This window comes from Lysobacter rhizosphaerae (assembly GCF_054779795.1).
In genome coordinates this window covers 1-26,388 of the sequence record NZ_BAAGXO010000009.1, presented here as the reverse complement: position 1 = coordinate 26,388, position 26,388 = coordinate 1, and the positions used below count along the sequence as shown (strand labels likewise).

Genomic DNA, 26,388 nt, shown 5'->3' with positions numbered 1-26,388 from the left:
ACATGCAACAACGTCAATCCATGCCGGGATTGGCCAATGCCCCGGCGATCGCGCCGCCACGACGCCTGGGCTCGGCCAGGAGCCAGCGTATCGCCCCTCCTCCCGACCCCGACTGTTGGCCCAAGGGCCAATTGTCCCTACCACCGCGGGAGCGGGAGGATGGCGACGTCCGCCAGCGTGTCTGGCGCGCATCCGGCCAGGCAACCGTTCCTGCGTGCTATCGGCAAGACGAGCCGTAACGGCTCTACATGGTCAGCTGCAGGGTGTGCCCCTGTGCGACGTACCGGACGAGAGTCGCGCATGGGCTCCAACGACAATCGGGCCCGTCCTATCCGACGGGCCCGGGGAGACGCGACATGCTGCCTGGTCCAAATACGGATCAACCCTGGTCCCAGACTCTGCTCGACGTCCTGCTCCGGGTCGGCCTGATCGCGCTGCTGCTGGCCTTCTGCTTCCGGGTGTTCCAGCCCTTCCTGAGCCTGATGCTGTGGTCCGTCATCCTGGCGATCACGCTGTATCCGCTGCATCTGAAGCTGAGACCCAAGCTGGGCAACAAGGACGGCCTGACGGCGACGCTGATCACCCTCGTGGTTGCGCTGCTCCTGGCGGTGCCGGCGTACCTGCTCTGCATGTCGCTGGTGACGTCGTCCCTGGACACCATGGAGACGCTCAAGGGCAACAAGATCCAGATCCCGGCCCCGTGGCCGTCGGTCAATGATTTGCCGATCATCGGGCCGCGGTTGCACGAGGCCTGGCAACAGGTTGCAAACGACCCGCACGCGGCCATGGAAAAACTGGGCCCGCAGTTCAAGCCCAAACTGCTCAAGCTGCTCGGCACCGTGGCGGGCTTCGCCACCGGTTTCCTGCTCTTCATGGCGGCCCTGCCGATCACCGGGATCATCATGGCGTTCGGTGCGCGCGGAACCGAGAGCGCGGTCCGCATCGCCTCTGCACTGGTTGGCCCCGTGCGTGGACCGCCGATCGTTGCCCTGTGCACGGCCACGGTACGCGCGGTGGCGCAGGGCGTGATTGGCATTGCGTTCATCCAGGCCGTGCTGATCGGGGTGGGTCTCGTACTGCTGGACGTGCCGGGCGCCCCTCTGCTGATACTCGCAGTGCTGCTGCTGGGCATCATGCAAGTGCCTGTCACGCTGGTCACCATTCCGGTGATCATCTACGTCTTCGCCACGCGGGATGCATCGGTGGGGAACATCGTGTTGGCCATCTACATCTTCCTGGCCGGCCTTTCAGACAACGTACTGAAGCCGCTGCTGCTGGGGCGTGGCGTCGAGGTGCCGATGCCGGTCGTGCTGATTGGTGCGCTTGGCGGAATGATCGTCGGTGGCCTGCTCGGGCTTTTCATCGGTCCGGTGGTGCTGGGCATCGGGTACATACTGTTCTGGCAATGGGTCGAGGACCATTCGCCAGCTCGGGCAAGCCAACCTGACACTCCCCCAACCTAGGCCACTCCCGGCTCGGCCTGCTGGTCGCGCCTCACTCCTTTTCGGAGCCCACCCTGGTCCCATGCCAGCGGGTGATGGAATGTTGCAGGACGAGCATGAAGATCGCGGAGGTGACGCCGAACATCATGAGACCGTCAGCCGCTTCCATCGCCGAGAGGATGCGGACCCTGCCCACGAGGGTCAGGTCGCCATAACCCAATGACGTGAAGGTGACACCCGAAAAATAGATGGCCGTCTGGAAGTCGCCGAACTGGTTCAACCACAGGTACAGCGCGGCCCAACTGGCCATCTGTATCAGGCTGGAAACCAGCAGCATGCTCATGATCGACGCGAGCTGGCGGAACACTGAAAGAAGTGGCCGATCCCCCATCGGCTTCCGCGCGACCTTGGCGTAGTAGTGAACCACACCCAGGACGGACGCTATCTGGACCGCCAAGCAGGCAATCATCACGGCCAGTCCAACGGAGATGATCAGAATCATGGCGTCGATCCGATGCTTCCCGGTGACCGCACGATAACAGGCCTGTGCTGGCCTCGACAGGCGGAGGCGGCATGACGCGCCGATGCCTCCTGCAGGTGCTGGTGGCCGTCCTGGCGCTCTGCGCTACATGCACGGTGGTGGCGCAGGGATCGCTCGCGGCCCGTGCCCAGGCATTGCGTGCGACGTTGGGGCCGCCATCGGATTCGCTCACCGAGGACCGTGCCGATTTCCTGCGCCGGCAGTTGCTGGCGTCGCTCGAGCGGAGGCAGGACCTGGAGCGCGCGCGATCCGAGATCGCACGCCTGGCCGAACAGACCGATACCACCGCACCGCCTCCGCCCGACACGCTGTTGGCCCTGGACGACCTTCGTCGCGACCTGCAGCAACTCGACGCCACGCTGGCTGGCGGTGAGCGTCGCCGGACCATCCTGGTGCAGGAACGCAGCGCTATCGCCACGCAGCTGGTCGATCGCATTGCCACCCAGCGTGCGCTGGTCGACGCTGGCGGTGCGGGTGAAAAACTCGAGATCGCCAAACTTGAGACCGAACTGACCGAATCGGCCATCGCCGAGATCGACGTGATGCGGCGCTTGATCGACGCGCAGCAGACTGCCTGGATCCGCCAGCGCGGAATGCTCGCCAGTCGCCTGGCCACCGCGACACAACGCGGATCGGTGAAGGTCACTGCGCGCGATACGGCCGCGATCGACCAGCGCCTGCGCGTTCGCGCCAACGAGCTGCGCCGGCGCCTGGCCGCCGCGGCGGCCACGCGTGAACGCATCCGCACCGAACTGCAGCAAACTCCTGCGCTCCCCTCCGCGGCACGCAACAAGCTGCTGACGGAACAACTGGCCAATGCCGATCTCGACACCGAAATGGCACGTGAAGCACTCAGCAATGTCGCCACCGAGCAGATCGCCTGGCAGGTCACGCTGCGCTATCACCGCGATCGCGATACCAGCGCAGCCGTGGAAGTGCGCGAGGAAGCGCCCGCGCTGTTCGACCGGCTCAAGCGCCGTCGCGAGTTCCTGACTGCCCTGTCGGAACAGATCCGTATCCAGCTCGGCTCCATGGCCCCCGACCCCACGATCCCGCCGACCTCACCCGAGGCCGAAGAGCGCCGCGCCCTCCGCGCGCTGTACGAGCAACGCCTGGCACTGGTGCAGGCGGCGATATTCGACGAGAGCCAAACCAACGACCTGCTCGAACGCCTGCGCGACGATTTCGACCAACGCATAGGGATGTCCAGCTGGAGCGATCGCGCGAAGCTGGCCGTCGCGAGTGTCCGCGCATGGATCGTGCGCGGATGGAATTTCGAGCTGTTCACCGTCAACCAGACCCTCGAGGTGGACGGCCGCAAGACCACCGTGCCGCGCGGTGTCACCGTCGGCAAGGTGGTCAAGGCCCCTCTGCTGCTGGTCCTCACCCTCTGGGCGGCGTTTCGCCTCACGCGCTGGGGCGAACACTGGCTGGTCACGCGCCGCAGCGTCGACGAAGGCAGCGCGCGCCTGACACGGCGCTGGATACTGGCCCTGCTGATCGCGGCCTCTGTACTGATCAGCCTGGCCCTTGCGGGCATTCCCCTTGCGGCCTTCGCCTTCATCGGCGGCGCCGTCGCGATCGGCATCGGCTTCGGCATGCAGAACCTGATCAAGAACCTGATCAGCGGCGTGCTGGTGCTGGTGGAACGGCCGTTCCGCCTCGGTGATGTAATCGAAGTGGAGGGGCTGCGCGGCACCGTGGTCGACATCGACCTGCGTACTTCGGTGGTGCGTGACGCCGACGGCGCCGAAACGCTGATTCCGAACTCGGCACTGATGGAACAGAACGTCAAGAACGTGACCTTCCGCTCGCGCCTGAGCCGCCAGGCCCTCGCCGTCGTCGTCGATGGCGCATCCGATCCGCGCACGGTGGTCGACACGATGTGCGCCACCGCCGCGCGTCACGGCCAGCTCGCGGAATCGCATGAACCCACCGTGCTGCTGGACGAGTTCGCCGACAATGGCCTGCGCTTCGTGCTGCATTACTGGATCGAGCTGCGTCCCGGCATCGACCAGCGACGCATCGCCAGCGACCTGCGCCAGATGGTGCTCAGCGCATTCGAGGAAGCCGGCATCCGGCTCGCGCCGCCGCCGCTGCGCTGAATCCGCAGGCGCGCTACTCCGCTGTCATGCACCTCAGAACCAGATGCGTGCCCCCGCGACAATCCGGGTGTCGTTGACGGCTTCGCCGTCTTCGCGACGGAAATCCGCCGTGCGCCCGAACGTCCACTCGCGGACCAGGCCCACGTACGGCGCGAACTGCCGGGTGACCTCATAGCGAAGGCGCACACCGGCTTCGGCACGACTCAACCCGGAACCGATCCGGCGACGCTCGTCGTCCTGCCCATGGAGGTTGAGTTCAAGCAGCGGCTGCAGCACAAGGCGGTTGGTCAGCAATGCTTCGTACTCGGCTTCCAGGCGCGCACTGGTCTGTCCGGAGCTGCCGATGTATGCCGTGGCGTCCACTTCGAACTTGTACGGCGCCAGGCCCATCACACCGAGGGCGACGAAGTCCTGCGACGGGCCGGGTTTGAAGTCGTGGCGAATGCCCGCCACCACGTCCCACCAGCGCGAAACCGAGCGCCCGTACATCAGCTCCAGGTCCGCGGCTTCGGTTTCTCCTTCAACACGTTCGCCCTCGCTGCGCAGCCACAGCTTGTTGATGTCCGTCCCGAACCAGGCCTGCCCTTGCCATTCCAGTCCCGTGCCTGCATCGGCATCGAATGCTTCGAGGCGATTGAAGAGCACGAAGCTCTGGATCGAGTTGTCGTGCACGGGATGGGCGTTCGGTGGTGGCAGTGCCGCAGCGCGGTCCGCGTCGGTCAGCACCGGGATGGGGGTGATCGGTTGATCCGTTGCCGGAGGCATGGAGTGACCCATCGCCGCGTGATCGATGGCTTCCTCGGGCGCCGGCTCCGGCATGGTGTGCCCCATGGCCGCGTGATCCATGGCCGCGTGGTCCGGCTCCGAATGATCCGGCGCAGCGACTTCGGGCCGCGGTGTCGCTTCCTCCGGCGTAGCTGGTTCCGGGCTTGTCGTTTTTCTATTGGGCTCGGGCTGATGCTGCGAGTGCGGCATCGGCATCGGGTGCCGGGAGTGCTCCTGGGCGCTGGCGCCGAACGACGGCAACCAGCCCGCAACGAGCGACGCAAAGAGAAGGAGGTACGCCTTCATTCGACCACCCTCACTTCGCGCATCATCCCCGCCTCCATGTGGAACAGCAGGTGGCAGTGGTAAGCCCAGCTGCCCAGCGCATCGGCACGCACGCGATAACTGCGCCGGCTTCCGGGAGGCATGTCGATGGTGTGTTTGCGCACGAGGAAGTTGCCCTGCTCGTCTTCCAGGTCGCTCCACATGCCGTGCAGGTGGATGGGATGCGTCATCATCGTGTCGTTGACGAGCACGATGCGCAGGCGTTCGCCGTAATTGAAACGCAGCGGCTCGACTTCCGAGAATTTCTGGCCATTGAAGCCCCAGGCGAAGCGCTCCATGTGCCCCGTGAGGTGGAGCTCGACATCGCGCCCGGGGTCGCGCCCGTCCGGATCGTCGAATGTGCTTTTCAGCATCGCGTAACTGAGCACCTTGCGACCGTTGTCGCGCAGGCCGATGCCGGGATCGTCGAGCCTGGGCACGGGCGCCATGGTCTGCATGTCGACCAGCGGATTACCGTCTTCGCTCGCCGGGTGCTGCTGCATGCCACCCGCACCATGGTTCATGCCTGCCATCGAGCCGCTGCCGCTGCCCATCGACGACATGTCGTGGCCCTGCATCTTCGACATGTCGTGACCGTCCATGCCGGGCATGCCCATGGCCGCGCCGCACCCGCCTTCCATGCCCTTCATGTCGTGGCCCTTCATGCCGTGGTCCATCCGGCCGTGCCCCATGTCGGCCATGGTCAGTATCGGGCGCGGATCCACTGCGGGCACCGGCGCGCGCAGGCCTTCGCGCACGGCCAGCGTGCCGCTGACATGGCCGGTACGTCCCATGTCCTGCGCGAAGATGGTGAACGCGTCCTGCCCGCTCGGCGCGACGACCACGTCGAAGGTTTCCGCGGTGGCGATGCGGAATTCATCGACCGTCACCGGATGCACGTATTGGCCATCGGCGGCGACCACGGTCATCTTCAGGCCGGGAATGCGCACGTCGAAGTGCGTCATCGACGACCCGTTGATGAAACGCAGGCGGACCTTCTCGCCGGTGCGGAACAACCCGGTCCAGTTGCCCAGCGAAGTCGTGCCGTTCATGAGATAGGTGTAGGTGTTCGCGTTGATGTCCGACAGATCGGTCGGCGTCATGCGCATTTCGCCCCACATCCTGCGGTCGTCGATCGTGGCGGCGAGCCCGTTGCTGCGGGCGTCGCGCATGAAGTCGCCGACGGTGCGCCTGGAGTGATTGTCGTAGCCCGACATCTTCTTCAGCCGCGAGAACAGCGCCGCCGGATCCATGTCCGTCCAGTCGGTGAGCATCACCACGTAGTCGCGGTCGTACGCGAACGGCGCCGGGTCGATCGGATCGATCACCAGTGGGCCGTACAGCCCGGCCTGCTCCTGGTAGCCCGAGTGGCTGTGGTACCAGTACGTGCCGCCCTGGCGCACGGTGAACCGGTAGTGGTAGGTCTCGCCGCGATGGATCCCGCCGAAGCTCAGGCCGGGTACGCCATCCATGTTCGCGGGCAGCAGGATGCCGTGCCAGTGGATCGAGGCTTCGTGGCCGTGGACCGAGCCGGCGGGCAATGCGTTGGTGACACGCAGGTTCACCGTCGTGCCCTCCTTCCAGCGCAACAGGGGCGCGGGAATCGAGCCGTTGACGGCGATCGCCGTGCGCGTGTGCCCGGTGAAGTTCGCCGGGGTCTCGCCAATGACGAGATCGAATTCGGTACCTGACAGCACGTTCGCCTGACCCGGCGATGTCAATGCCCAACTGGCCCTGGGCCACAGGCCCAGGCCCGCGGCCGCGCCACCGGCGGCCAGGCCCTGTACGAAGCGGCGACGCGACGGCATGGACAAGCCGTTGCGGCCGAAAGAATCAGAAGACATGAAAGCTCCGAACAAACGTCAAGGAGGCGATCGACGCGCGGCGTCGATGCCATGCCTGCGGCACGTTGCGTGGCACGCGAACGCGGCGCAGCGGAAAGCGGCGCGCGACGGCGCCGGCAACGCCTAAACGATCGGAGGTCGTATCAGGCGGGATATCACCGGGGACGCATGCACCGGCGACACATGACGCGCGAGCTCCGTGTGTGCGAACCGGACTGGCGCAGACAACGCCACGGGAACGGCCGCCTGCGCATGCTGCACGCAGTCGCACCGGCAACTGCCCGATTTGCAGCAATCCCGAACGGCGTGCGTGGCCTTGTCGGTCGTTTCAGCAGACGCCGCCATCGGCGCGGCGTGGGATGCGCCTGCCTGCGGGTGGTGATGGCATGGCATGCCCCCCGCTTCCGACACGGAAGACGCCGCGTGCAGCGTAGCGTTCCGCTCGAGGGCCATTGGCTGCACGTGGGTCCCGGCAACAGCCGCCGTTACCCCGTTCAGCACGAGGGTCAGGCACAGCAGCAATCGCAGGAGCACGGCACGGACGGGCATGTGCGTACTTTAACCCACGGCCGCCTCCCCTCTCTCCCGACCAGCTCCTGGCGGGAGAGAGGTCCCGTGGGAAGTCGCTACAGTCCATCGATGCGCTTCCACGCGCCCGCGGTTTCGCCGGCGTGCATGGATGCAAACGTCAATGCGGCGTGGTTCCGCCCGTCCCGCCCGGTGTGCCGGTTGTGGTGCCTGTCGTCTGCGATGGGCGGGCGCCCAGGCCTCGCGTGCCAGCGTCTGGTTCCGGCCTGCTGCCCGATGTGACCTGGATGCGGTTGTCGACTTCCTTCACGCCAGTGCATGCGTCGGCAATGTCTTCCGCGCGATGTTTCATCCAGCGCTGGTCGACATGACCCTCCAGCGTGACCTTGCCGTCCGCCACGCGGACCATGATCTCGCTGGGATCGAGGTCGTCGTCGTCGGTGAGGCGTTCGTTGATGTCTTCGGTCAGGCGTGCATCCGAGCGCGTGTAGTTCTTCGGCCCGACACCGCGATAGCCGTGGCCATACACGCCGTAGCGGTACTGGCCCGGCGCCGTGCCGTAGCGAGCTGACGCGCTGCCGTATTGCGGCGAACCCGCCCTGCCATAACCCGACATCTCGCCCTCATCGAGATAATCCTGGCTGCCCGATTGCAGCGGGCTGCGATAGCCCTGGCTGCCGCTCCACTGGCTTCCCTGCTGGCTGCGAGGCTGGCTCGAGCGCGTGTAGCCCGCCCCCTCGCCGTAGCTCTGGTTGCGGCCATACGTGTTGTATTCGCTGCCATACGATCCCTGCGCGCCATGACCCTGACGGCCACGGTAGTAATCGCTGCCGCCCCTTGCCTGGCTGCCGTACTCACGCTGGCTACCGTAGGGCGAGCGTCCGGCCGACTGGCGGTCTGCCTGGCTTCGAAATGCCTGCTCCCGTTGTGCCTGTTCAGTGCCCTCGCTGTAGCCAGCGGCGCTGTAGCGTTCCGGCCCACCTTCGTAGTCCCAGCTGCCACGCTCCTCGTCCCAACCGGCACCTTGCGCGCGCTCGGAGAACTGGGAGCCTCCGTAATACTCGCCGCGGCCAGTCGTCCCCTGGCCCTGCGCCTGCTGCCGGGTGCGGCCGCTCTCCGACTGATCGCCATGCTCGTATCGCGTACGAGCCTGGCCGTACTGGCCGGGCCGACGCTCGCGATCATGGTCGTCATTGCGGTTGTTCATTTCATCTCTCCTCTCATTCAGCCAATCGCGACCCGCCTGTACGCATCGCTCGCCAAAGCGCACGACTTCCTGCGCCATGTCTTTCAGTTCATGCCCGATGTTCGATTCACGCATTCCGAAGCCTCCTCTAGCCGGAACGACCGCAGGTTCGCCGCCGATCCGAAATGCAAAATGACAATCGCACCGTTATGCGCGCGTGCCTGCCATGCGACGAAGATGAAAAGGCTCATCGCGCAACGCGCGAGCGGCATGAACGCGTCATCGGCCTGTGCGAATCCGGCGCCCGATGCATGAATACGTTGCGATGCGGGCCAAGCGCCCAATCGCTTCCTATACGGGCCGGCGCTTCTGCCTCGTCTCGTAGACCTTGTACTGATTGCGCCCGGCCGCTTTCGCCTGGTACAGCGCGATATCGGCGTTGCGCATCAGATGCTCCATCTGCATGGCGTCGGTCGGATAGGCGCTGATTCCGATGCTGACCGACACATGGGCCTGGGAGCCCGCGATGTCGACGGGGAGCGCAAGGCGTTCCAGCAGTTTCCGGGCAACAACGATCGCATCATCCAGGCTATGCCCCCCGGGCTGCAGGATCGCGAACTCATCGCCACCCAGGCGGGCAAGGTGATCGGTCGTTCGCAGCAGGCCGTGCATGCGGTGCGCCACTTCGACGAGGAGTGCGTCTCCGGCCGGATGCCCCAGGGAATCGTTCACTTCCTTGAAATGGTCGACATCGACCAGGTGCAGGACCAGCAGCTCGCCGTGCCTCTGTGCCGAGCCGATCATGTCGACGAGACGACGATCGAACTCGGCCCGGTTTGGCAGTCCGGTGAGCGCATCCACGAACGCCATGCGCTCGTGCTCATCCTCGCGCAGTTTCTGGGCGGTCGCGTCGCGGAGGATCTTCATATAGCCGACGTCGGCCCCGTCGAGACGCACCGGATACATCATTCCATCGGCCCAGAACGCGGTCCCGTCCTTGCGGACATGCCAGCGGAAGTCCCCCGCGCAGCCGTCCTTGCTCGCCATCGCCATTTCCTTGTGAGGAATGCCCTCCTTTTGGTCGTCCGGCTCGAACAGTCGCTCGGCGCTCGTGCCGACGATTTCCTCTGTCGAATAACCGAAGATGCGTTCCGCACCGTGGTTCCAGAGGAGGATCCCACCGTCTAGATTGGTGACCATGATCGCGTGCCTGCTGGGACTGTCCAGCAATGCCTGCAAGAGTGCCCGATCATCCATGTGACTGGCTCCGATCAGTTTCCTTATGCTTTCCTCAAGGCGGCAATGGGAATGTGAAAGGCACCGAACAAAAATGAATGTTCAGCTCAATGCCAGCGCAACCGGACAAACAGGCCGCCACAAAGGCGCAGCGCGTTTTGTCGCCGCGCTGTGAAGGGCTCGCCGTGAAGGATGTGTCAGCGATCGATCATGCGCTCCGCGTTTTCCGAGTAGCGGGCGCCCTCGACGGTAATCCGGGACGCCGCACTTTCGAGGTCAAAGAGATCGCTCCCGGTGAGTTCGACCGAGGCCGCAGCGACGTTCTCCCGCAGGCGGTGCAGCTTGGTCGTGCCGGGGATCGGAACGATCCACGGCTTCTGCGCGAGCAGCCAAGCGAGCGCGATCTGCGCCGGCGTCGCGTGCTTGCGCTCCGCCAGGCGGCCGATCAGATCGACCAGCGCCTGGTTGGCCTTGCGCGCTTCCGGCGCGAAGCGCGGAACGGTGTTGCGGAAGTCGCTGCTGTCGAACGTGGTGTTCTCGTCGATCTTGCCCGTGAGGAAACCCTTGCCCAAGGGACTGAAGGGGACGAAGCCGATTCCGAGCTCCTCCAGTGTGGGCATGACCTTGGTTTCGGGCTCCCTCCACCACAGCGAGTACTCGCTCTGCAATGCAGTGACGGGCTGCACCGCATGGGCACGCCGTATCGTCTGCGCTCCCGCTTCCGACAAACCGAAGTGCCTGACCTTGCCCTGCTGGATCAGGTCCTTGACTGCTCCCGCGACGTCTTCGATCGGAACGTTCGGATCGACACGGTGCTGGTAGAAAAGGTCGATGGTGTCGATGCCCATCCGCTTGAGCGAGGCCTCGGCGACTTCCCTGATGTGCTCGGGCCGACTGTCGAGGCCAGTGCCGCGTTGCCCGCTGGCATCGATCTCGAACCCGAACTTGGTGGCGATCACGACCTGGCCACGAACGGGCGCGAGCGCTTTTCCCACCAGCTGCTCGTTCGTGTACGGGCCATAGATCTCGGCGGTGTCGAAGAACGTCACGCCGAGATCCACGGCCGAGCGGATCACGCCGATCATGTCCTGTTCGTCGCCGGCCGGGCCGTAGCCGAAGCTCATGCCCATGCAGCCCAGGCCGATGGCCGAGACCTCCAGGTTGCTGTTGCCCAGCTTGCGCTTCTGCATGTCTGTCTCCGGCGCTTGCGCTTGGCGGACGACGTCCGCACTGCAAAACCAGCATCACGCGAGCCTACTCCGACGAAGGTCCCGGGATGGTGATGCGCGCGCCGCGGGTGTCGAACGTCATTTCACTTCGACAAGGTCGTACTCGTGCTGCGCATCGAAGCAGCGACGCCGGTTGTCGTCACGGCCAAGCCATATCGTCGCGCCTCCCGACACGCGCGGAGTGGCCGTACCCGCGTGTTCAGTTATTCAAAAAAGCGGCGCGGCTAACGGAGAGCTGAATCATGGAGCGCTCCGGCGAACGCCAAGAGGATTTTCGCTGCATGGCCTTCACCCAGGCGTGGATAGCATCGCCTCCAACAACGCCGTACGAGATCTCCCCCGTGTTCTGGTATTACGTCGCCCCGTTTGCGTACGACAAGTGGAACATCCTCTTCGAGAACCAGCCGCGCCCGCTGGTGTACGACACGAAGCTCGATGCCCTCAGGGCGGCGGTGCGGGCGGCGGAAAACAACTTCGACGACAAGGGCCAGCCATCGGGCGTCAAAGTCGAGCAGGACGGACGCTGGCGCAACGCGCTCACGTTTGGCCAGCAGGAAGTGGCATCCATTGATTCTTCCAGCGGTGATCCTTCCAGCTTCCCCCGGCAGTAACCCGGGCTAACCCGGCGTCAGCAAACCCTGCCCCTCTGGCCCGGGAACCCTGGCGGAGAGCGTTACCCGTGGCCGCGTGCTAGCCTCCCGGCCCGACGACGTTCCCCGTTCCCAAGACCGCCATGAGCAACTTGCCATCGGACCCGGAGTACGTGCTGCGCGGTGTCGCCGGCATCGTCTTCGGACGCACTTACCACCTCCTCGCCCCGACTACGGTCGGACGTGCGCCGGAGTGCGACATCTCCCTGGACAGTGCGGGAGTTTCGCGCCGCCATGCGCGGTTGCGTCCGCGCGAGTACGGGGTGGAAATCGAAGACCTCGGGTCTTCGAATGGCAGCTTCCTCAATGGGCAGCGGGTCGGAACAGGCATCGCCCGTGTCGGCGACGAGATCGCATTCGACCAGTTGCGCTTCCGCATCAGCGCCGTGCCACGTTCGGCGCGACAGGCCGCCGACCTTCCCGCCAGAACGCCCCCCCCGCATCGCCGATGGCCGTGGGTGGTCGCGGGCGTGGCGATCGCCGCCGCCCTCGTCGCGCTTGCGGCACGCTGGCCGCGCTAGCGCCATCGCGCGGCCAGCGTCGCGCCAGCCAGCTTCGCACCAGCTAGCTTCGCGCCAGCTAGCCTCGCGCCAGCATTCCCAGTTCCCCCAACGCCGCTTCGATCCGCGCATCCAGCGGATGCCCGCAGTTGAGCCGCAGGCAATTGCCGAAGCCGCGGCTCGCCGAGAACATCGGTCCGGGCGCGAGGCTGATGCCTGCGGACGCAGCCCGGCGCTGCACGCGCAGCGCGTCGACACCTTCGGGAAGTTCCAGCCACAGGAAATAGCCGCCCGCTGGACGGGTGACGCGCGTGCCCGGCGGAAACGCCTCGGCAATCGCGGCGATGTAGCGCGCCTGCTGTTCGGCCAGTAGACGGCGCAGGCGGCGCAGGTGGCGGTCGAAGCCGCCGCGTTCGAGATAGCGCGCGAGCGCGATCTGCGCAGGCACATTCGTGTTGAGGGTGGACGTGAGCTTGCGACGGGCGATGTCCTTGGCGTGGCGGCCGGCGGCCACCCAGCCGATGCGGTAGCCGGGGGCCAGGCTTTTCGAGAACGACGAGCAGTGCATGACCCGTCCGTCGCGGTCGAACGCCTTGGCGGGCAACGCACGCCTGGGGCCGTAATGCAGTTCGGCGTAGACGTCGTCCTCGAGCAAGGGGATGTCGTGGCGCGCCAGCAGCTCGACGAGGGCGCGTTTGCGTTCCTCCGGCATCGTGCTGCCGAGCGGGTTCTGGAACGTCGGCATCAACCAGCAGGCGCGCGGGCCGTGGCGCGCAATGGCCGCTTCGAGTGCATCCAGGTCGATGCCATCGCGCGGATGCGTGGGCACCTCGATCGCACGCAGGCCGCTGCGTTCGAGCGATTGCAGGCAGGCGTAGAAGCACGGCGATTCCACCAGCACTGCGTCGCCGGGCCGGGTCACGGCGGCGATGCACAGGTTGAGGGCTTCGAGCGCGCCGTTGGTGATGACGATCTCGTCGATGCTGACGTCCATGCCGTCGATCAGGTACCGCAGCGCGATCTGCCGGCGCAGCGCGGCACTGCCGGGCGTGAGGTCGTCGACGGTGCTCCACGGGTCGAGGTGCAGCGCGGCCGTGGCCATGGCGCGACCGACGCGGTCGAGTGGAAAGTGCGTCGGACTCATGAAGGCGGAGCCGAGCGGGACGACGTCGCGGTGCATCGCCGATTCCAGGATCTCGAAGACGAGTTCGCTGACGTCGACGGCGCGGGATTCGCCGTCGGGACGGGACGCGGTTTCGGGTTCCGGCGGCAGCGCGGCGGCGGTGCGGGTGACGTAATAGCCGGAGCGGGCCCGCGATTCGACCAGGCCCTGCGCTTCCAGCAGGTAGTACGCCTGGAAGATCGTGGCGGGGCTGAGCTTGCGGGCGGCGCTGGCTTGGCGCACGGACGGCAGGCGCTCGCCGGGCTTGAGCAGGCCGGCGCGGATGGAGCGGGCGATGTCGTCGGCCAGGGCCTGGTAGCGCTTCATCGGGGCGTCCTGCGAGCGGGAGCCGGACCGGGCGTCGGCCTGACTGATATGGTTTTTTTCCTCGATTGTGATTCTAGGACGACTGATCCGGTCGGCCTAGCATGGCGGCACCTCCCCCATTCCCGCCGATGCCCGATGAATCCGCAGGTCGAGCTGAACCTGGCGCTGATCCTGTTCCTCCCCTGGTTCACGATCCTGGCCGTGCTGTTCTGGAAATACCCCCGCGCACCCCGCGGCTGGGCGCGCACGCTGTTCGATGCGACCAGCCTGCTGCTGGCCGTGACGGCGGCCGCTGCCGGCATGTACTGGAGCATGGCCAACGCCGACCGTTCGTTCGGCCACATGTGGCAGCAGGTGCTGGCGAGCTCGGTGTCGTACGGCCTGTTCCTGGGGGTGATCACGGTGGCGCTGGTAGTGCGCTGGCGCTGGCTGCGCCGCCTGCGTGTTCGTCCCCCTTCCTCCACTGCGGCCGACACGGCCACGGGTGCGCTGTCATGAAAACGCTGGTGATCGTCGCCTTCCTCGGTTTGATCCTCTACAACCTGGGTGCCGGGCTGTATTACATGCTGGTCGACATGGGTACGACCAAGCGCACGGTGAATGCGCTGACCAAGCGCATCGCGCTGTCGGTGGTGCTCATCCTGCTGGTAGCGGTCGGGATCGCGACCGGGTTCATCGAACCCCACGGGGTCGGGTCCTGAGGATCGCGCGCCCGGAATGCATGAACAGGGAACACATTTGACCTCAGTCAAGGCGCGCCTCCCGACGCACTCCTAACGTGCGAGCCATGGCAACCGACACCATGGCTTTCGACCCCGAGCTGCTGCGCCGCTACGACCGGCCCGGGCCGCGCTACACGTCCTATCCGACCGCGCCGCAGTTCCACGCGGGCTTCGGCGAGGCGGAGCTGCGCGATGCGGCCACCGCGAGCAACGGCGATCCGATCCCGCGACGGCTCTCGCTGTACGTACACGTGCCGTTCTGCACGAGCCCCTGCTTCTACTGCGGCTGCAACCGCATCATCACCCGCGACAAGGCGCGCGGCGAGTCCTACCTGGCGCGCCTGTACCGCGAGGTCGCGCTCACCGCGCAGATGTTCGATCGCGACCGCGAGGTGATCCAGCTTCATTTCGGCGGTGGCACGCCCAACTTCCTCTCGCCGGGGCAGTTGCGCGAGGTCGTGGACACGCTGCGCAGCCAGTTCCGCTTTTCCGACTCGCGCGAGCGCGACATCTCGATCGAGCTGGATCCGCGCTTCGTTTCGCCCGCGGACATCCTCGAGCTGGCAGCCACCGGCTTCAATCGCGCGAGTTTCGGCGTGCAGGACTTCGATCCGGCGGTGCAGGAAGCGGTGAACCGCATCCAGAGCGTGGAAGAAACCCGCGCCGTGGTCGATGCATGCCGCGCGACCGGCTTCCGTTCGGTCAACGTGGACCTGATCTACGGGCTGCCGAAGCAGACTCCCGACGGCTTCGCGCGCACGCTCGACATCGTCACGGACATGCGGCCCGACCGCATCGCGGTGTACAGCTATGCGCACATGCCGCAGTTGTTCAAGCCACAGCGGCAGCTCAATGCCGACGATCTGCCGGACGCGGAAACCAAACTCATGCTGTTGCAGCTGGCGATCACGAAACTGACCGCCGCGGGTTACGTGTACATCGGCATGGATCATTTCGCGCTGCCCGACGACGATCTCGCGATCGCGCAGGCGCGCGGCGGCCTGCATCGCAACTTCATGGGCTACACCACCCACGCCGACAGCGACCTCATCGGCCTGGGCGTGAGCGCGATCAGCCACATCGGCGACAGCTTCAGCCAGAACCCGCGCGACCTGCCGAGCTGGCAGATCGCACTCGATGAAGGCCGTCTGCCGGTATTCCGCGGCATGCGCCTGGATGAGGACGACCAGCTGCGCGCGGACCTGATCCAGGAGCTGATGTGCCAGGGCGAGGTGCCGGTACGCGCGCTCGAGCGGCGTTACGGGATCGATTTCGCCGAGTACTTCGCCCAGTCGTTCGACAAACTGCGGCCCCTGGCCGAGGACGGCCTGGTCAGGATCGATCCGGACCGGATCACGGTCACCTCGCGCGGGCGGCTGCTCTTGCGTAACATTGCCATGTGCTTCGACCGCTATCTCGAACAGCCTGCCACCGTGGCCGCCCCGCGCTTCTCGCGCGCGATCTGAGCCGGTCCAAGCCAAGTCACACATGGAGCCCTGCGTGAACCAGGTGGCTTTCCCGCGCAACGATGCGACCACGCTGTCGGACGACGGCGACACGCTCACCTTCTGCTCGACCTGCGCGTTCTCGCAAGCCTGCCTCGCCGAAGGCATGGACAAGCGCTCGCTGATGGACCTGCACGTGCTGGTGGAGCACATCGGCCCCTTCCATGCCGGCGAGCACATCTTCCGCGAAGGCGATCCGTTCGAAGCCATCGCCGCGGTCCGCGCGGGCACGGTGAAGACCTACGTGATCGATCGCGACGGGCACGAGCATGTGCTCGGCTTCCATCTTCCCGGCGAGGTCATCGGCTTGAACGCGATCGACGGCGACCACTATCCGTGCAACGCGATCGCATTGGACACGGTGATGCTGTGCCGCTTCTCGTTCCCGAAGATCGCGGTGCTCGCGGCGAAACTGCCGGGCCTGCAGCGCCAGTTGTTCCGCCTCCTCAGCCGCGACATCGGCCGCGCCGCGCTGCTCGCGGGCGACTGGTCGGCGGACCAGCGCATGGCGGCGTTCCTGATCGGCCTGTCACGGCGGCTCGCGGCGCGCGGCTTCTCGCCCAACCGCTTCCAGCTGACGATGGCGCGCACGGATATCGCCAACTACCTGCGCCTGGCGCCGGAAACGGTCAGCCGGGTGCTGCGCCGGTTCCAGGAAGAAGGATTGCTGCACGTGGAGCGGCGCGAGCTCGAACTGACCGGGCGTGATGCCCTGGAAGCGCTGGCGGCGCCGATCCTGCGGGGTTGATATCCCCGGATCGGCCAATCGTCGCCAAGCCTTAACCAACTGCCACATAAGCTCGGCGGCGCTTTCTGCGCCGCTGCCTGTCGGCATGCCTGCGTGCGCCGCCCACTTGCCGCGCCTCACTGACTGCGACGCGGTCCACAGCTTGATTTGTATCAAGGCAGTTCCCTGCAACCAGGCGGACCATTCCCGCCACGCAATGGGAGAAATGTCATGAGCAGCACGAGAAAGTTGTGGCTGGGCCTCGCGGCCCTGCTCATCGTCTCGTTCGGCGTATTGCTGTGGGCCGGAACGGAGATCTTCCGCACCGCCCCGCCCGTACCCGAACGCGTGGTGAGCGAAAGTGGACAGGTCATCTACACCAAGGCCGACATCGAGCGCGGCCGCCAGGTCTGGCAGTCGATGGGCGGCATGCAGCTGGGCTCGATCTGGGGCCACGGTGCCTACGTCGCACCCGACTGGAGCGCGGACTGGCTGCATCGCGAAGCAGTAGGCGTCCTCGACCTGTGGGCGCGCGCCGACGACAGCGCGGCGACCTACGAGCAGCTGTCGGCGGAACAGCAGGCCGGGCTGCGCGGCCGCCTGCAGGAAATGATGCGCACCAACACCTACAACGCGGCGAACGGCACGATCACGCTGCCGGACGATCGCGTTGCCGCCTTGTCGAACGTGGCCGCGCACTACGAGAGCCTGTTCGGCAACGACCCGGCCACGCAGAAGCTGCGCGAGGCCTACGCGATGAAGAACGACACGGTGCCCGATGCGGAACACCGCCGTGCACTCACCGCGTTCTTCTGGTGGACGGCATGGGCCGCCACCACCGAACGCCCGCGCGAGCCCGGCGACGCGATGGTGCCCAACCAGGCCGGCGTTCCCGACAAGCAGGTGACCTACACCAACAACTGGCCGAGCGAGCCGCTGGTCGGCAACACGCCGGCCGCGCCGTTGTGGCTGTGGTCGGCCTTCAGCGTGCTGTTCCTGATCGCGGGCATTGGCCTGCTCGGCTGGCACCATGCCCGCACGCACGGCGAGGAAGGCCCGGTGAAGCTACCTGCGACCGATCCTCTCGCCGCGCTGCGGATCACGCCATCGATGCGCGCCACGGCGAAGTACTTCTGGGTCGTGCTGGCACTGTTCCTGGTGCAGATCCTGCTCGGCGCGATGACCGCGCACTACCAGGTCGAGGGCCAGGTCGCCTACGGCTTCAATCTGTCGAACATCCTTCCGTACTCGATCACGCGCACCTGGCATACCCAATTGGCGGTGCTCTGGATCGCGGTGGCATGGCTCGCCACCGGCTTGTACATCGCGCCGGCATTGAGCGGGCATGAGCCGAAGTTCCAGCGCCTGGGCGTGAACTTCCTGTGGGTGTGCCTGCTGGTGATCGTGGTCGGCTCGTTCGCGGGCCAGTGGCTGGCGGTGATGCAGAAGCTGGGCCTGGACCTGAACTTCTGGTTCGGCCACCAGGGCTGGGAATACGCCGACATGGGCCGCTTCTGGCAGTGGTTCCTGTTCATCGGGCTGCTGTTGTGGCTGACCCTGGTCGGGCGTGCGCTCTGGCCGGTGCTGCGCGGGCCGCAGAGCGACACCAAGGCCATCGTCGGGCTGCTGTTCCTGTCCACCGTCTGCATCGGGCTGTTCTTCGCCGCGGCGCTGATGTGGGGCGAGCACACGCACATCTCCGAGGTCGAGTACTGGCGCTGGTGGCTGGTGCACCTGTGGGTGGAGGGATTCTTCGAGGTCTTCGCCGCGGCGGTGATGTCGCTGATCTTCGTCAAGCTCGGCCTGGTCAACGCCAAGTCGGCAACGACGGCGGTGCTGTTCGCCACCATCATCTTCATGTCCGGCGGCGTGCTCGGCACCCTGCACCACCTGTACTTCGTCGGCACGCCGACGGCCGTGGTTGCGCTGGGCGCGAGCTTCAGCGCGCTGGAAGTGGTACCGCTGGCCTACATCGGCTTCGAGGCCTACCACACCTACAAGCTGGGCAAGGCGACACCCTGGATGGCGCGCTACCGCTGGCCGATCCTGTTCTTCATCGCGGTCTCGTTCTGGAACCTGGTGGGCGCGGGCCTGTTCGGCTTCCTCATCAACCCGCCGCTGTCGCTGTACTACATGCAGGGCCTCAACCTCACCCCGCTGCACGGCCACACTGCCCTGTTCGGCGTGTACGGCATGCTCGGCATCGCGCTGGTGTTGTTCTGCATGCGCGGCCTGCGCGGGCAGATGGTGTGGGACGTGCGCCCGCTGAAGGTCGCCTTCTGGTGCTTCAACATCGGCCTGGCAATGATGGCGGTATTCACGCTGCTGCCGCTGGGCACGATGCAGCTGCTGGCCGCGATCGAACACGGTTATGCGTATGCGCGTTCGGCCGAGTTCATGCAGAAGCCCATCGTCGACATGCTGGTGTGGATGCGCGTGCCGGGCGACACGGTGTTCAGCGTGGGCGCACTGGCCCTGTGCTGGTTCGTGTTCAGGCTGTGGGTCGCGCCGAAGCCGGTGCCGGTCGGCGGCGCCGAGATAGAACATTCCGATAGCTGAGTGATGGCTGGTCTCGGGTGGGGCGGTTCTCGCCCCACCCGTTTTTTTTTGGAACGTGCGCAGACGCGTCCGTTCCGCCGGGATCCGGCCGGGCGCCTGACCTGGATCAACTCATCCCGCCCGCAAGACCGCGACAATCCACGCATGGACAGACCGCGAGCAACCCCCAAGGCCCTTTCGCCGCAACTGCTGGCACAGGCCCCGCACCGGCTGATGTTCTTCGTCGGTGCCAGCAACGTGTTGCTGGCGATGCTGTGGTGGGCCGCCTGGCTGGTGTCGTCGCGCTGGCCGGTGTTCGCCATGCCGCAACCGCAGCCCTATGCGGGTTGGCTGCATGCCTTTGTCATGCAATACCAGATGCTGTCGAGCTTCATCTTCGGCTTCCTGCTGACGGTGTTCCCGCGCTGGATGGGGCTGGCCGACTTCGAACGCTGGCGGTACGTACCGGTCGGACTCGGACTGTTCGGCGGGCAGCTGATGACGCTGCTGGGTGCGATGGGCTGGAGCGCCGGCATCGTGGTCGGGCTGCTGATGACGCTGGGCGGCTGGATCGCGGCGCTGGTGACGCTGGCACCGCTGCTGTGGAAAGAGAAGGGCACGACGTGGCATGCACGCTCGTGTTTCGCCGCGCTGGTGCTGGGCCTGTTCGGACTGTGCGCATGGGTCGCGTTCGTGCTCGGCGCGCCGCCGATCTGGGCGTTCGTCAGCATCAAGCTGGGCAGCTTCGGGCTGCTGCTGCCGATATACGTGACCGTCGCGCACCGCATGTTCCCCTTCTTCGCCGGAAACGCGGTGCCGGGCTACACGCCGTGGCGGCCGCTGTGGCTGCTGGGGGCGTTGTGGGCGCTGGCGCTGCTGCACCTCGGGTTGGAACTCACCCACGCCTACGCCTGGCTGTGGATCGCCGACGTGCCGCTGTTCCTACTTACGGCGACGCTGTGCCTGCGCTGGTGGCCGAGCGGTCCGAAACCGGGGCTGTTGACGGTGCTGTTCATCGGCCTGGGCTGGTTGCCGGTCGCCTTCGTGCTGTATTCGGCGCAAAGCATCGGCTACCTGTTCACCGGCGTGTATGCGCTCGGCCGGGCGCCCGCGCACGCCTTGTTCGTCGGCTTCTTCGGCAGCGTGCTGATAGCGATGGTGACGCGGGTGACGCAGGGCCACTCCGGGCGCGCGCTGGTCATGCCCAAGGTGGCCTGGTATGCCTTTGTCGCGATCCAGCTCGTCGCCGTGATGCGCATCGGCGCGGAATTCGCGCGCGATCCGATGCAATGGCAGGCCATCGCGGCGGTGGGCTGGCTGGTGGCGCTGGTGCCGTGGGTGGCACGGATCGGCCGCATCTATCTTTCGCCTCGCATGGACGGTAAGCCGGGATGATCGAGTTCTATCCCCAGATCAGGCAGTTCCACATCTTCGTTGCGCTGTTGAGCGGTTCGCTGTTCGCCCTGCGCGGCGCGTTCCTGCTGGCCGGTGCACGCTGGCCGCTTGCCCTTCCGGTGCGCTGGTTCAGCTACGCCGTCGACACCGCGCTGCTGACGGCAGCGCTGATGCTGCTGACCATCCTGCCCGGCGCGGTATTCGCCAACGGCTGGCTGGCGGTGAAGGTGACGCTGGTCGTCGTCTACATCGTGCTGGGCGTGTTCGCGCTCAAGCGCGCGAAGACGCGGCGCGGGCGGCTGGGGTTCTATCTGGCGGCACTGGTGACCTACCTGGCGATCTACTCGATCGCGCGTGCCCACCATCCGCTGGGCCTGTTCACTTACTGGTTCAGCTGACCAGGCTGAATCGTCGCGTTTTGCCCAGCCTGAGTTGACCCAGATCAAGGGCGGCCGGCCCCATCGGCGTAGCGTTGTCGCAGCAGAAAACAACGCCGCACCACGAGGCCGTCATGAACACCGCCCTGATCACCCCCTTCGTCCAGACCCCCGCCAGCGTGGAACTGGACACCCACCACGGCACGCGAGACTGGTCCGACCGCACTGCGCTCGGCATCACCCGTGGCCTGCGCTTCCTGGCCGACACCTTCTTCGCCAAGCGCTACGGCAACCGTGCCATCGTCCTGGAAACCGTGGCCGCGGTGCCCGGCTTGGTCGGCGCCGCGCTGATCCACCTGCGTTGCCTGCGCTGGATGAAGCACGACCACGGCTGGATCCGCGCGCTGATGGAGGAAGCCGAGAACGAGCGCATGCACCTGATGACCTTCATCGAGATCGCGCGTCCGAACTGGCTGGAGCGCGCGCTGGTGCTGGTCGCGCAGGCCGGCTTCTTCACCTTCTTCCTCATGCTGTACCTGCTGTCGGCGCGTACCGCGCATCGCCTGGTCGGCTATTTCGAGGAACAAGCTGTGGTGAGCTATACCCAGTACCTGGAGGAGATCGACAGCGGCCGGGTCGAGAACGTGCCGGCGCCGAAGATTGCCCGCGACTACTGGCAACTGGCGGCCGACGCCCGCCTGCGCGACGTGGTGCTGGCGGTGCGTGCCGACGAAGCCGGCCATCGCGACGTCAACCATGACTTCGCCGACCAGTTGCGACCGGCGCAGGGACGATTTGCGATGGGCCGTGGCGGACAGTAGCGATGAACAGTTCCCTCGCGATTCCGCCCGATTTCCTTGTGAACACACCCGAGGCCCTCGACCGCAGCACACTCGATGCCTGCTTCCTCGGCCCCTACGGCGAGAACGACTCGCTGCTGGAAAAGCTGGTCGTGGAATTCCTGCGCGACCACGTGTACTGGCGGCGCAACTTCCATCCGGAAGATCCGCCGGCCATTCCCACGCGTGCGGCGCAGCAGCCCGGCTACCAGGCGTTCGAGGCGCGCATGCGGCGCGAACTGCATTCGCTGTCGGCGGCGCTGAAGAAGTCGGTTCCGTTCCACAGCCCACGCTATATCGGCCACATGGCGTCGGACCTGCTGCTGCCCGGCCTGGCCGCGCAGTTGCTGACCCTTCCCTACAACCCCAACAACGTCAGCGAGGATGCCGCCCCCGTCACTGTCGAGATGGAAGTGCGCGCCGGCCTGCAACTCGCGCGCATGCTGGGATATCCCGATGACCCGGCGCGCGAGGACTGCGCGTTCGGACACCTCACCTCCGGCGGCACGCTCGCCAACTACCAGGCACTGCGGCTGGCTCTGGCGCTGAAGGCGTTCCCGGTCGCATTGCGCGCAGCGGGCGTTCCGGACATCGACCTGCCGGACGACGACTGGAGTGCGTTCAACACCGGCACCACCGCTGGCATCGCCCTGCTCGACCGCTGGCAACGCTGGCTCGCGAACCAGCCGGCGGACCAGCGCCGTGCCTGGCGTGCGCGCGTGCAGGCGGAACGGATCGAGACGCTGGGGCTGGTCGATTTCTTCGCACGCCATGCGCGACTCGGCCCGCCGCGCGTGCTTGCGCCGGTCACCGCGCACTACTCGTGGAGCAAGGGCCTGAAGCTGCTCGGGCTGGGCCGCGCGCAGCTGGAACTGCTGCCCGAACGCAACATGCGGCTCGACGCGGAGGCATTGCAGGATGCACTGGAACGCTGCCTCCGCGAACGCCAGCCCGTGTTGATGGTGGTCGCGGTGCTGGGCACCACCGAATACGGCACGATCGACCCGGTCGACCGCGTGGTCGCCGCGCGCGACACCATGCACGCACGCGGGCTGGACTTCAGCGTCCACGTGGACGCTGCATGGGGCGGCTACCTGGCCACGTTGTTCCGCAATGCCGACGGCAGCCTGCGCAGTCGCACCGAAGTCGGCGCGGACTTCGCGCATTTCCCGCAACCGGAAGTGCATGCCGCGTTCGCCGCGCTCGGCGGAACCGATTCGGTCACGGTCGATCCGCACAAGCTCGGCTACCTGCCCTATGGCGCGGGTGCCTTCATCTGCCGCGACCACCGCGCGATGGCGCTGCTCGCCGAGGAAGCCGACTACGTGTTCGACGGCGAAGGCGCGGACGACTACATGGCGCGTTACCGCCGCCTCGGCCAGTTCACTCCGGAGGGTTCCAAGTCCGGCGCGGCCGCGGCAGCGGTCTATGTCACCCATCGCGTGTTGCCGCTGGACCACGCGCACTTCGGCATGCTGCCCCGGCAGACAGTGCTCGCCGCAGAGGCCTTCCATCAGCGCGCACAGCGCTTTGCCGCCGAGCTCGCCGACAGCGTCCATGCCTGCGTCCCCTTTGCGCCCGACAGCAACCTGGTCTGCCTCGCACTGAATCCGGCCGGCAATCGCGACGTCGGCCATGCGAACGCCTTCGTGCGCCGCCTGCACGAGGAACTGCGCTGCGACCCGCAACGCCCGCTGCAGATGAAGGAGTTCTTCGGCTCGATGACCACGCTGCGACCGGAAGTCCTCGGCGCGGCCGAAATGCAGCGCATCGCCGCGCAACTTCGGCTCGACCCGGCGACCTTCGACGATGCCGCTGACCGCCTGGTGATCCTGCGCCACACGCTGATGAACCCGTACCTGATCGACCGCGAGAACGGGATCAGCTACATCGATCGCTACTTCGATTACCTGGCCATGCGCGTACGCGCGCTGTGCTGAGGGAAATGCACATGCCTACTGTCGCGACCGCAACTGTCTTCGCCGACCACGACGTCCAGCGTGACTGGTGCCTGGCCGCACTCGCGAAGCTGCAGCAGGAGGCAGCGCGCTCGGCCGACACCCATTTGTTGAAGATCGACCTACCCGGTTTCCCCGACATCGGTTTCTACTTCAAGGACGAGGCGGCGCACCCGACCGGCAGCCTCAAGCATCGCCTCGCCCGCTCGTTGTTCCTGTATGCACTGTGCAATGGCCGCCTGCAGGCCGGACAGCCCGTCGTCGACGCTTCTTCGGGCAGCACGGCGATTTCCGAAGCCTGGTTCGCGCGACTGCTCGGCTTGCCGTTCACCGCGGTGATGCCGGCCTGCACCGCGCCGCGCAAGATCCGCGATGTCGAGGCGCTCGGCGGCGTGTGCGACCTGGTCGACAACCCGGCCGACGTGCACGCACGCGCCGCATGGCACGCCGCGCGCGGCGCCTGCCACCTCGACCAGTTCGGGCTGGCCGAACGCGCCACCGACTGGCGCGGCAACAACAACATCGCCGAATCCATCCTGCAGCAGATGAGCCGCGAACCCGATCCGGAACCCGCGTGGATCGTGTGCGGCGCCGGCACCGGCGGCACTTCCGCGACCATCGGCCGCTACCTGCGCTACCGCGGCCTGCACATGCGGTTGTGCGTGGCCGATCCGGCGGGCAGCGGCTTCGTGAACGGCTGGCGCGCGCGCGATCGCAACGCGCTCGCCACGCAGCCGACGCTGATCGAAGGCATCGGCCGGCCGCGGGTCGAGCCGGGCTTCGTGTTCGAGGTCGTCGACGAAGTGGTCGAAGTGGCGGACACCGCATCGATCGCCGCCGCGTGGCTGCTGGAGGACCTGCTGGGCCGGCGCTACGGAGGTTCGTCCGGCACCAATTTCGTCGCCTGTCTGCAACTGGCGGAGATGATGCGCGCCCGTGGCGAGCGCGGCAGCATCGTCAGCCTGCTGTGCGATCGCGGCGAGCGTTACGAGCAGACGCTGTTCGACCGCGACTGGCTGCGCGCGCAGGGCGTCGATCCTGCCGCGTCTTTCGAACGGCTCGCGGGCCGACTCGCGGGCACCTGACGCATCACGGCGTGCGAGGCAGCGGGCATGGCCCCTGCCCCGCACGAGCGCGAAAACGCAGGCGTCAGCCGCAGCTGCCGCAGCAGCCGCAGTTCTCCGCTTCGTCGTCGGCGTTGGCGCCGGCGCCTACGACGAAATCGATGACGATCGCGCCCGGTTCGCGCTGGCGGTACTGGATGCCGAGTGCGTCGCCGTAACGCTGCAGCAGTTGCGCCAGCAGCGGCAGCGGATCGTGGTCGTTGACGAAGCGCATCGTTTCACCGGGCTGCAGCGCATCGAGTGCACCGAAGATCGCCGCGTGGCGAAAGCGCTTGGCGATGCCGCGCGCGTCGAAGGGATGCACCTGCTGGGCCAGGGTGTTGGAAGCAATCATGGTGGCTCGTCCGGAATTGGGGTCGCCAGCATGCAGGCCGGCTTTGCGGCTGCCATTGACCTGGATCATGCCCGGCATGGATCGGGCGGATCGTGTCCTTCGTTGGTTGCAGAGTGATCGATCGTGCATGTGCCCGCGCGATGGCACTGAATCCGGGGAATCGCACGCGGCACAGGATGGCCATCCAGAGCGGATGGCCATCCTGCTTCGGGACCTGCTACTTCGTTCCGGCCTGACGCTGCCGCCGGAATTCGGGCACGGGCAAGCCGCCCCAACCCCAGTTATCCAAGGGAACCTCCTCGATCACGACAAAGGTCGAATCGAGTGGCTTGTTGAGGACGTTCAGCAACACTTCGCTGATTCCCTTGATCAGCGCCGCCTTCTCTTCCGGCGTGGGCGCATCGCGCTCGGGACTGGTTCCTTCACGCGTGATCTGGACATTGACCATAGGCATGGTTGTACTCCCGGTTAACCCGGGGCGTGGTACGCCCCGGGAACACACTTGACCAGCGCTTAGTGACCGGCGCTCTGGCCGCCGTCGACGTGCAGGATCTCGCCGGTGACGAAGCCAGCGGAGTCGAGATAGAGCACGGCATTGACGATGTCGCTGATCTCGCCCATGCGGGCCACCGGGTGCAGTGCGGCCAGGAAACCGTGGGTCTCCGGCGGGTGCATCGGCGTCTTGATGACGCCCGGCGACACCGCGTTCGCGCGGATGCCGCGCTTGGCGTACTCGATGGCCAGCGACTTCGTCGCGGCGTTGAGGCCACCCTTGGTCAGCGACGCCAGCACCGACGGCACACCGTCGACGGGATGGTCGACCAGGCTGGTGGTGATGCTGACGACGTGGCCGCTGCCCTGCTTTTCCATCTCGGCCACGGCGGCCTGGGTGATGTTGAAGAAGCCGGTGAGGTTGACGCCGATGTTGGCCGCGTAGTCTTCGGCGGTGAAAGCGGTGAACGGCTTGGCAGTGAAGACGCCGGCGTTGTTCACCAGGGTGTCGATGCGGCCGAACTTGGCCACGCCTTCG

At 66.3% G+C, this 26,388-nt stretch carries 26 protein-coding genes; 15 read left to right on the top strand and 11 right to left on the bottom strand.

All coding sequences use genetic code 11. The features are described from left to right. Positions 1–356: 356 nt before the first annotated feature. The gene (locus ACYVGE_RS13275) at positions 357–1,463 is read left to right on the top strand and encodes an AI-2E family transporter (RefSeq protein ID WP_460730611.1); all 1,107 of its coding nucleotides are present in this window, start codon (positions 357–359) and stop codon (positions 1,461–1,463) included. A 31-nt stretch (positions 1,464–1,494) separates the two neighbouring features. Here ACYVGE_RS13275 and ACYVGE_RS13270 read toward each other — a convergent pair whose 3' ends face one another. Next, positions 1,495–1,944 (bottom strand): ion channel, encoded by a 450-nt coding sequence (locus ACYVGE_RS13270; protein ID WP_460730610.1) that lies wholly within the window; start codon positions 1,942–1,944, stop codon positions 1,495–1,497. A 71-nt stretch (positions 1,945–2,015) separates the two neighbouring features. On the opposite strand from ACYVGE_RS13270, the gene ACYVGE_RS13265 reads away from it, so the two are divergent. Next, the gene (locus tag ACYVGE_RS13265; protein ID WP_460730609.1) at positions 2,016–4,088 is read left to right on the top strand and encodes a mechanosensitive ion channel family protein; all 2,073 of its coding nucleotides are present in this window, start codon (positions 2,016–2,018) and stop codon (positions 4,086–4,088) included. A gap of 33 nt (positions 4,089–4,121) precedes the next feature. Here ACYVGE_RS13265 and ACYVGE_RS13260 read toward each other — a convergent pair whose 3' ends face one another. The 4 genes from ACYVGE_RS13260 to ACYVGE_RS13245 all read right to left on the bottom strand — a co-directional run bounded on the left by ACYVGE_RS13260 (position 4,122) and on the right by ACYVGE_RS13245 (position 8,756). Further along, positions 4,122–4,919, bottom strand: a complete 798-nt coding sequence (locus tag ACYVGE_RS13260) for a copper resistance protein B (RefSeq protein ID WP_460730608.1) — start codon at positions 4,917–4,919, stop codon at positions 4,122–4,124. Between the two features lie 236 nt (positions 4,920–5,155). Continuing rightward, the gene (locus tag ACYVGE_RS13255) at positions 5,156–7,021 is read right to left on the bottom strand and encodes a copper resistance system multicopper oxidase (RefSeq protein ID WP_460730607.1); all 1,866 of its coding nucleotides are present in this window, start codon (positions 7,019–7,021) and stop codon (positions 5,156–5,158) included. A 123-nt stretch (positions 7,022–7,144) separates the two neighbouring features. Continuing rightward, on the bottom strand, positions 7,145–7,570 hold the full coding sequence (locus tag ACYVGE_RS13250; RefSeq protein ID WP_460730606.1) for a CopL family metal-binding regulatory protein: 426 nt from the start codon (positions 7,568–7,570) through the stop codon (positions 7,145–7,147). A 139-nt stretch (positions 7,571–7,709) separates the two neighbouring features. Beyond that, a complete protein-coding gene (locus tag ACYVGE_RS13245; protein ID WP_460730605.1) occupies positions 7,710–8,756 on the bottom strand; it encodes a BON domain-containing protein in 1,047 nt (348 codons plus the stop codon). Between ACYVGE_RS13245 and ACYVGE_RS13240 the strand changes: the two genes are divergently transcribed. Next, complete coding sequence (locus ACYVGE_RS13240; protein ID WP_460730604.1) at positions 8,733–9,050, top strand: hypothetical protein; 318 nt, start codon at positions 8,733–8,735, stop codon at positions 9,048–9,050. The two genes, ACYVGE_RS13245 and ACYVGE_RS13240, sit on opposite strands and share 24 nt — an antisense overlap. Positions 9,051–9,086: 36 nt before the next feature. Here the strand turns inward: ACYVGE_RS13240 and ACYVGE_RS13235 are convergent, their stop codons facing one another. Next, positions 9,087–9,992 carry a diguanylate cyclase domain-containing protein gene (locus ACYVGE_RS13235; protein WP_460730603.1) on the bottom strand — a complete coding sequence of 302 codons (906 nt, stop codon included), beginning with the start codon at positions 9,990–9,992 and terminating at the stop codon, positions 9,087–9,089. A 176-nt stretch (positions 9,993–10,168) separates the two neighbouring features. Next, the gene (locus ACYVGE_RS13230) at positions 10,169–11,161 is read right to left on the bottom strand and encodes an aldo/keto reductase (RefSeq protein ID WP_460730602.1); all 993 of its coding nucleotides are present in this window, start codon (positions 11,159–11,161) and stop codon (positions 10,169–10,171) included. Between the two features lie 281 nt (positions 11,162–11,442). On the opposite strand from ACYVGE_RS13230, the gene ACYVGE_RS13225 reads away from it, so the two are divergent. Both ACYVGE_RS13225 and ACYVGE_RS13220 read left to right on the top strand, forming a co-directional pair. Continuing rightward, positions 11,443–11,811: a DUF2188 domain-containing protein gene (locus tag ACYVGE_RS13225; protein WP_460730601.1), complete on the top strand. Its 369-nt coding sequence runs from the start codon at positions 11,443–11,445 to the stop codon at positions 11,809–11,811. A gap of 122 nt (positions 11,812–11,933) precedes the next feature. Then, a complete protein-coding gene (locus ACYVGE_RS13220) occupies positions 11,934–12,371 on the top strand; it encodes an FHA domain-containing protein (RefSeq protein ID WP_460730600.1) in 438 nt (145 codons plus the stop codon). Between the two features lie 58 nt (positions 12,372–12,429). Here ACYVGE_RS13220 and ACYVGE_RS13215 read toward each other — a convergent pair whose 3' ends face one another. Continuing rightward, positions 12,430–13,839, bottom strand: coding sequence for an aminotransferase-like domain-containing protein (locus ACYVGE_RS13215; RefSeq protein ID WP_460730599.1), 1,410 nt, complete (start codon positions 13,837–13,839; stop codon positions 12,430–12,432). A 135-nt stretch (positions 13,840–13,974) separates the two neighbouring features. Between ACYVGE_RS13215 and ACYVGE_RS13210 the strand changes: the two genes are divergently transcribed. The 10 genes from ACYVGE_RS13210 to ACYVGE_RS13165 all read left to right on the top strand — a co-directional run bounded on the left by ACYVGE_RS13210 (position 13,975) and on the right by ACYVGE_RS13165 (position 24,985). Further along, positions 13,975–14,337 (top strand): hypothetical protein, encoded by a 363-nt coding sequence (locus tag ACYVGE_RS13210; protein WP_460730598.1) that lies wholly within the window; start codon positions 13,975–13,977, stop codon positions 14,335–14,337. Further along, positions 14,334–14,540: a twin transmembrane helix small protein gene (locus ACYVGE_RS13205; protein ID WP_460730597.1), complete on the top strand. Its 207-nt coding sequence runs from the start codon at positions 14,334–14,336 to the stop codon at positions 14,538–14,540. Before ACYVGE_RS13210 ends, ACYVGE_RS13205 begins: the two co-directional genes overlap by 4 nt. Before the next feature lie 86 nt (positions 14,541–14,626). Further along, the gene (hemN, locus tag ACYVGE_RS13200) at positions 14,627–16,027 is read left to right on the top strand and encodes an oxygen-independent coproporphyrinogen III oxidase (protein WP_460730596.1); all 1,401 of its coding nucleotides are present in this window, start codon (positions 14,627–14,629) and stop codon (positions 16,025–16,027) included. A gap of 22 nt (positions 16,028–16,049) precedes the next feature. After that, on the top strand, positions 16,050–16,814 hold the full coding sequence (locus tag ACYVGE_RS13195; RefSeq protein WP_460730595.1) for a helix-turn-helix domain-containing protein: 765 nt from the start codon (positions 16,050–16,052) through the stop codon (positions 16,812–16,814). A gap of 210 nt (positions 16,815–17,024) precedes the next feature. Then, entirely contained in the window at positions 17,025–19,352 is a 2,328-nt protein-coding gene (locus ACYVGE_RS13190; protein WP_310053152.1) for a nitric-oxide reductase large subunit, read from the top strand. A gap of 144 nt (positions 19,353–19,496) precedes the next feature. After that, the gene (locus tag ACYVGE_RS13185) at positions 19,497–20,726 is read left to right on the top strand and encodes an NnrS family protein (RefSeq protein ID WP_460730594.1); all 1,230 of its coding nucleotides are present in this window, start codon (positions 19,497–19,499) and stop codon (positions 20,724–20,726) included. After that, positions 20,723–21,124, top strand: coding sequence for a SirB2 family protein (locus ACYVGE_RS13180; RefSeq protein WP_460730593.1), 402 nt, complete (start codon positions 20,723–20,725; stop codon positions 21,122–21,124). The genes ACYVGE_RS13185 and ACYVGE_RS13180 overlap by 4 nt, the downstream gene beginning before the upstream one ends. Before the next feature lie 113 nt (positions 21,125–21,237). Next, a complete protein-coding gene (locus ACYVGE_RS13175) occupies positions 21,238–21,924 on the top strand; it encodes an alternative oxidase (protein WP_460730592.1) in 687 nt (228 codons plus the stop codon). 2 nt (positions 21,925–21,926) lie between these two features. Beyond that, positions 21,927–23,882: a pyridoxal phosphate-dependent decarboxylase family protein gene (locus ACYVGE_RS13170; protein ID WP_460730591.1), complete on the top strand. Its 1,956-nt coding sequence runs from the start codon at positions 21,927–21,929 to the stop codon at positions 23,880–23,882. A gap of 11 nt (positions 23,883–23,893) precedes the next feature. Continuing rightward, positions 23,894–24,985 carry a PLP-dependent cysteine synthase family protein gene (locus ACYVGE_RS13165; protein WP_460730590.1) on the top strand — a complete coding sequence of 364 codons (1,092 nt, stop codon included), beginning with the start codon at positions 23,894–23,896 and terminating at the stop codon, positions 24,983–24,985. 64 nt (positions 24,986–25,049) lie between these two features. On the opposite strand, the gene ACYVGE_RS13160 is transcribed toward ACYVGE_RS13165, so the two are convergent. From ACYVGE_RS13160 to ACYVGE_RS13150, 3 genes are all read right to left on the bottom strand, one after another. Beyond that, positions 25,050–25,358, bottom strand: a complete 309-nt coding sequence (locus ACYVGE_RS13160; protein WP_460730589.1) for a DUF2249 domain-containing protein — start codon at positions 25,356–25,358, stop codon at positions 25,050–25,052. Positions 25,359–25,575: 217 nt separating this feature from the next. Continuing rightward, positions 25,576–25,812, bottom strand: coding sequence for a tautomerase family protein (locus ACYVGE_RS13155; protein ID WP_460730588.1), 237 nt, complete (start codon positions 25,810–25,812; stop codon positions 25,576–25,578). Positions 25,813–25,871: 59 nt separating this feature from the next. Next, positions 25,872–26,388, bottom strand: a 517-nt coding sequence (locus ACYVGE_RS13150; RefSeq protein WP_460727676.1) for an SDR family NAD(P)-dependent oxidoreductase, incomplete at its 5' end; no start/stop codon positions are given.

What these genes read in the sequence shown, in the direction of transcription:
- ACYVGE_RS13270 (WP_460730610.1), bottom strand. Translation starts at nt 1,944, where the DNA reads ATGATTCTGATCATCTCCGTTGGACTGGCCGTGATGATTGCCTGCTTG.
- ACYVGE_RS13210 (WP_460730598.1), top strand. Translation starts at nt 13,975, where the DNA reads ATGAATCCGCAGGTCGAGCTGAACCTGGCGCTGATCCTGTTCCTCCCC.
- ACYVGE_RS13245 (WP_460730605.1), bottom strand. Translation starts at nt 8,756, where the DNA reads ATGAACAACCGCAATGACGACCATGATCGCGAGCGTCGGCCCGGCCAG.
- ACYVGE_RS13260 (WP_460730608.1), bottom strand. Translation starts at nt 4,919, where the DNA reads ATGGGGCACACCATGCCGGAGCCGGCGCCCGAGGAAGCCATCGATCAC.
- ACYVGE_RS13265 (WP_460730609.1), top strand. Translation starts at nt 2,016, where the DNA reads ATGACGCGCCGATGCCTCCTGCAGGTGCTGGTGGCCGTCCTGGCGCTC.
- ACYVGE_RS13255 (WP_460730607.1), bottom strand. Translation starts at nt 7,021, where the DNA reads ATGTCTTCTGATTCTTTCGGCCGCAACGGCTTGTCCATGCCGTCGCGT.
- ACYVGE_RS13175 (WP_460730592.1), top strand. Translation starts at nt 21,238, where the DNA reads ATGAACACCGCCCTGATCACCCCCTTCGTCCAGACCCCCGCCAGCGTG.
- ACYVGE_RS13250 (WP_460730606.1), bottom strand. Translation starts at nt 7,570, where the DNA reads ATGCCCGTCCGTGCCGTGCTCCTGCGATTGCTGCTGTGCCTGACCCTC.
- ACYVGE_RS13185 (WP_460730594.1), top strand. Translation starts at nt 19,497, where the DNA reads ATGGACAGACCGCGAGCAACCCCCAAGGCCCTTTCGCCGCAACTGCTG.
- ACYVGE_RS13180 (WP_460730593.1), top strand. Translation starts at nt 20,723, where the DNA reads ATGATCGAGTTCTATCCCCAGATCAGGCAGTTCCACATCTTCGTTGCG.
- ACYVGE_RS13230 (WP_460730602.1), bottom strand. Translation starts at nt 11,161, where the DNA reads ATGCAGAAGCGCAAGCTGGGCAACAGCAACCTGGAGGTCTCGGCCATC.
- ACYVGE_RS13195 (WP_460730595.1), top strand. Translation starts at nt 16,050, where the DNA reads ATGGAGCCCTGCGTGAACCAGGTGGCTTTCCCGCGCAACGATGCGACC.
- ACYVGE_RS13215 (WP_460730599.1), bottom strand. Translation starts at nt 13,839, where the DNA reads ATGAAGCGCTACCAGGCCCTGGCCGACGACATCGCCCGCTCCATCCGC.
- ACYVGE_RS13275 (WP_460730611.1), top strand. Translation starts at nt 357, where the DNA reads ATGCTGCCTGGTCCAAATACGGATCAACCCTGGTCCCAGACTCTGCTC.
- ACYVGE_RS13190 (WP_310053152.1), top strand. Translation starts at nt 17,025, where the DNA reads ATGAGCAGCACGAGAAAGTTGTGGCTGGGCCTCGCGGCCCTGCTCATC.
- ACYVGE_RS13225 (WP_460730601.1), top strand. Translation starts at nt 11,443, where the DNA reads ATGGAGCGCTCCGGCGAACGCCAAGAGGATTTTCGCTGCATGGCCTTC.
- ACYVGE_RS13160 (WP_460730589.1), bottom strand. Translation starts at nt 25,358, where the DNA reads ATGATTGCTTCCAACACCCTGGCCCAGCAGGTGCATCCCTTCGACGCG.
- ACYVGE_RS13240 (WP_460730604.1), top strand. Translation starts at nt 8,733, where the DNA reads ATGGTCGTCATTGCGGTTGTTCATTTCATCTCTCCTCTCATTCAGCCA.
- ACYVGE_RS13170 (WP_460730591.1), top strand. Translation starts at nt 21,927, where the DNA reads ATGAACAGTTCCCTCGCGATTCCGCCCGATTTCCTTGTGAACACACCC.
- ACYVGE_RS13220 (WP_460730600.1), top strand. Translation starts at nt 11,934, where the DNA reads ATGAGCAACTTGCCATCGGACCCGGAGTACGTGCTGCGCGGTGTCGCC.
- ACYVGE_RS13155 (WP_460730588.1), bottom strand. Translation starts at nt 25,812, where the DNA reads ATGCCTATGGTCAATGTCCAGATCACGCGTGAAGGAACCAGTCCCGAG.
- ACYVGE_RS13235 (WP_460730603.1), bottom strand. Translation starts at nt 9,992, where the DNA reads ATGGATGATCGGGCACTCTTGCAGGCATTGCTGGACAGTCCCAGCAGG.
- ACYVGE_RS13205 (WP_460730597.1), top strand. Translation starts at nt 14,334, where the DNA reads ATGAAAACGCTGGTGATCGTCGCCTTCCTCGGTTTGATCCTCTACAAC.
- ACYVGE_RS13165 (WP_460730590.1), top strand. Translation starts at nt 23,894, where the DNA reads ATGCCTACTGTCGCGACCGCAACTGTCTTCGCCGACCACGACGTCCAG.
- hemN (WP_460730596.1), top strand. Translation starts at nt 14,627, where the DNA reads ATGGCAACCGACACCATGGCTTTCGACCCCGAGCTGCTGCGCCGCTAC.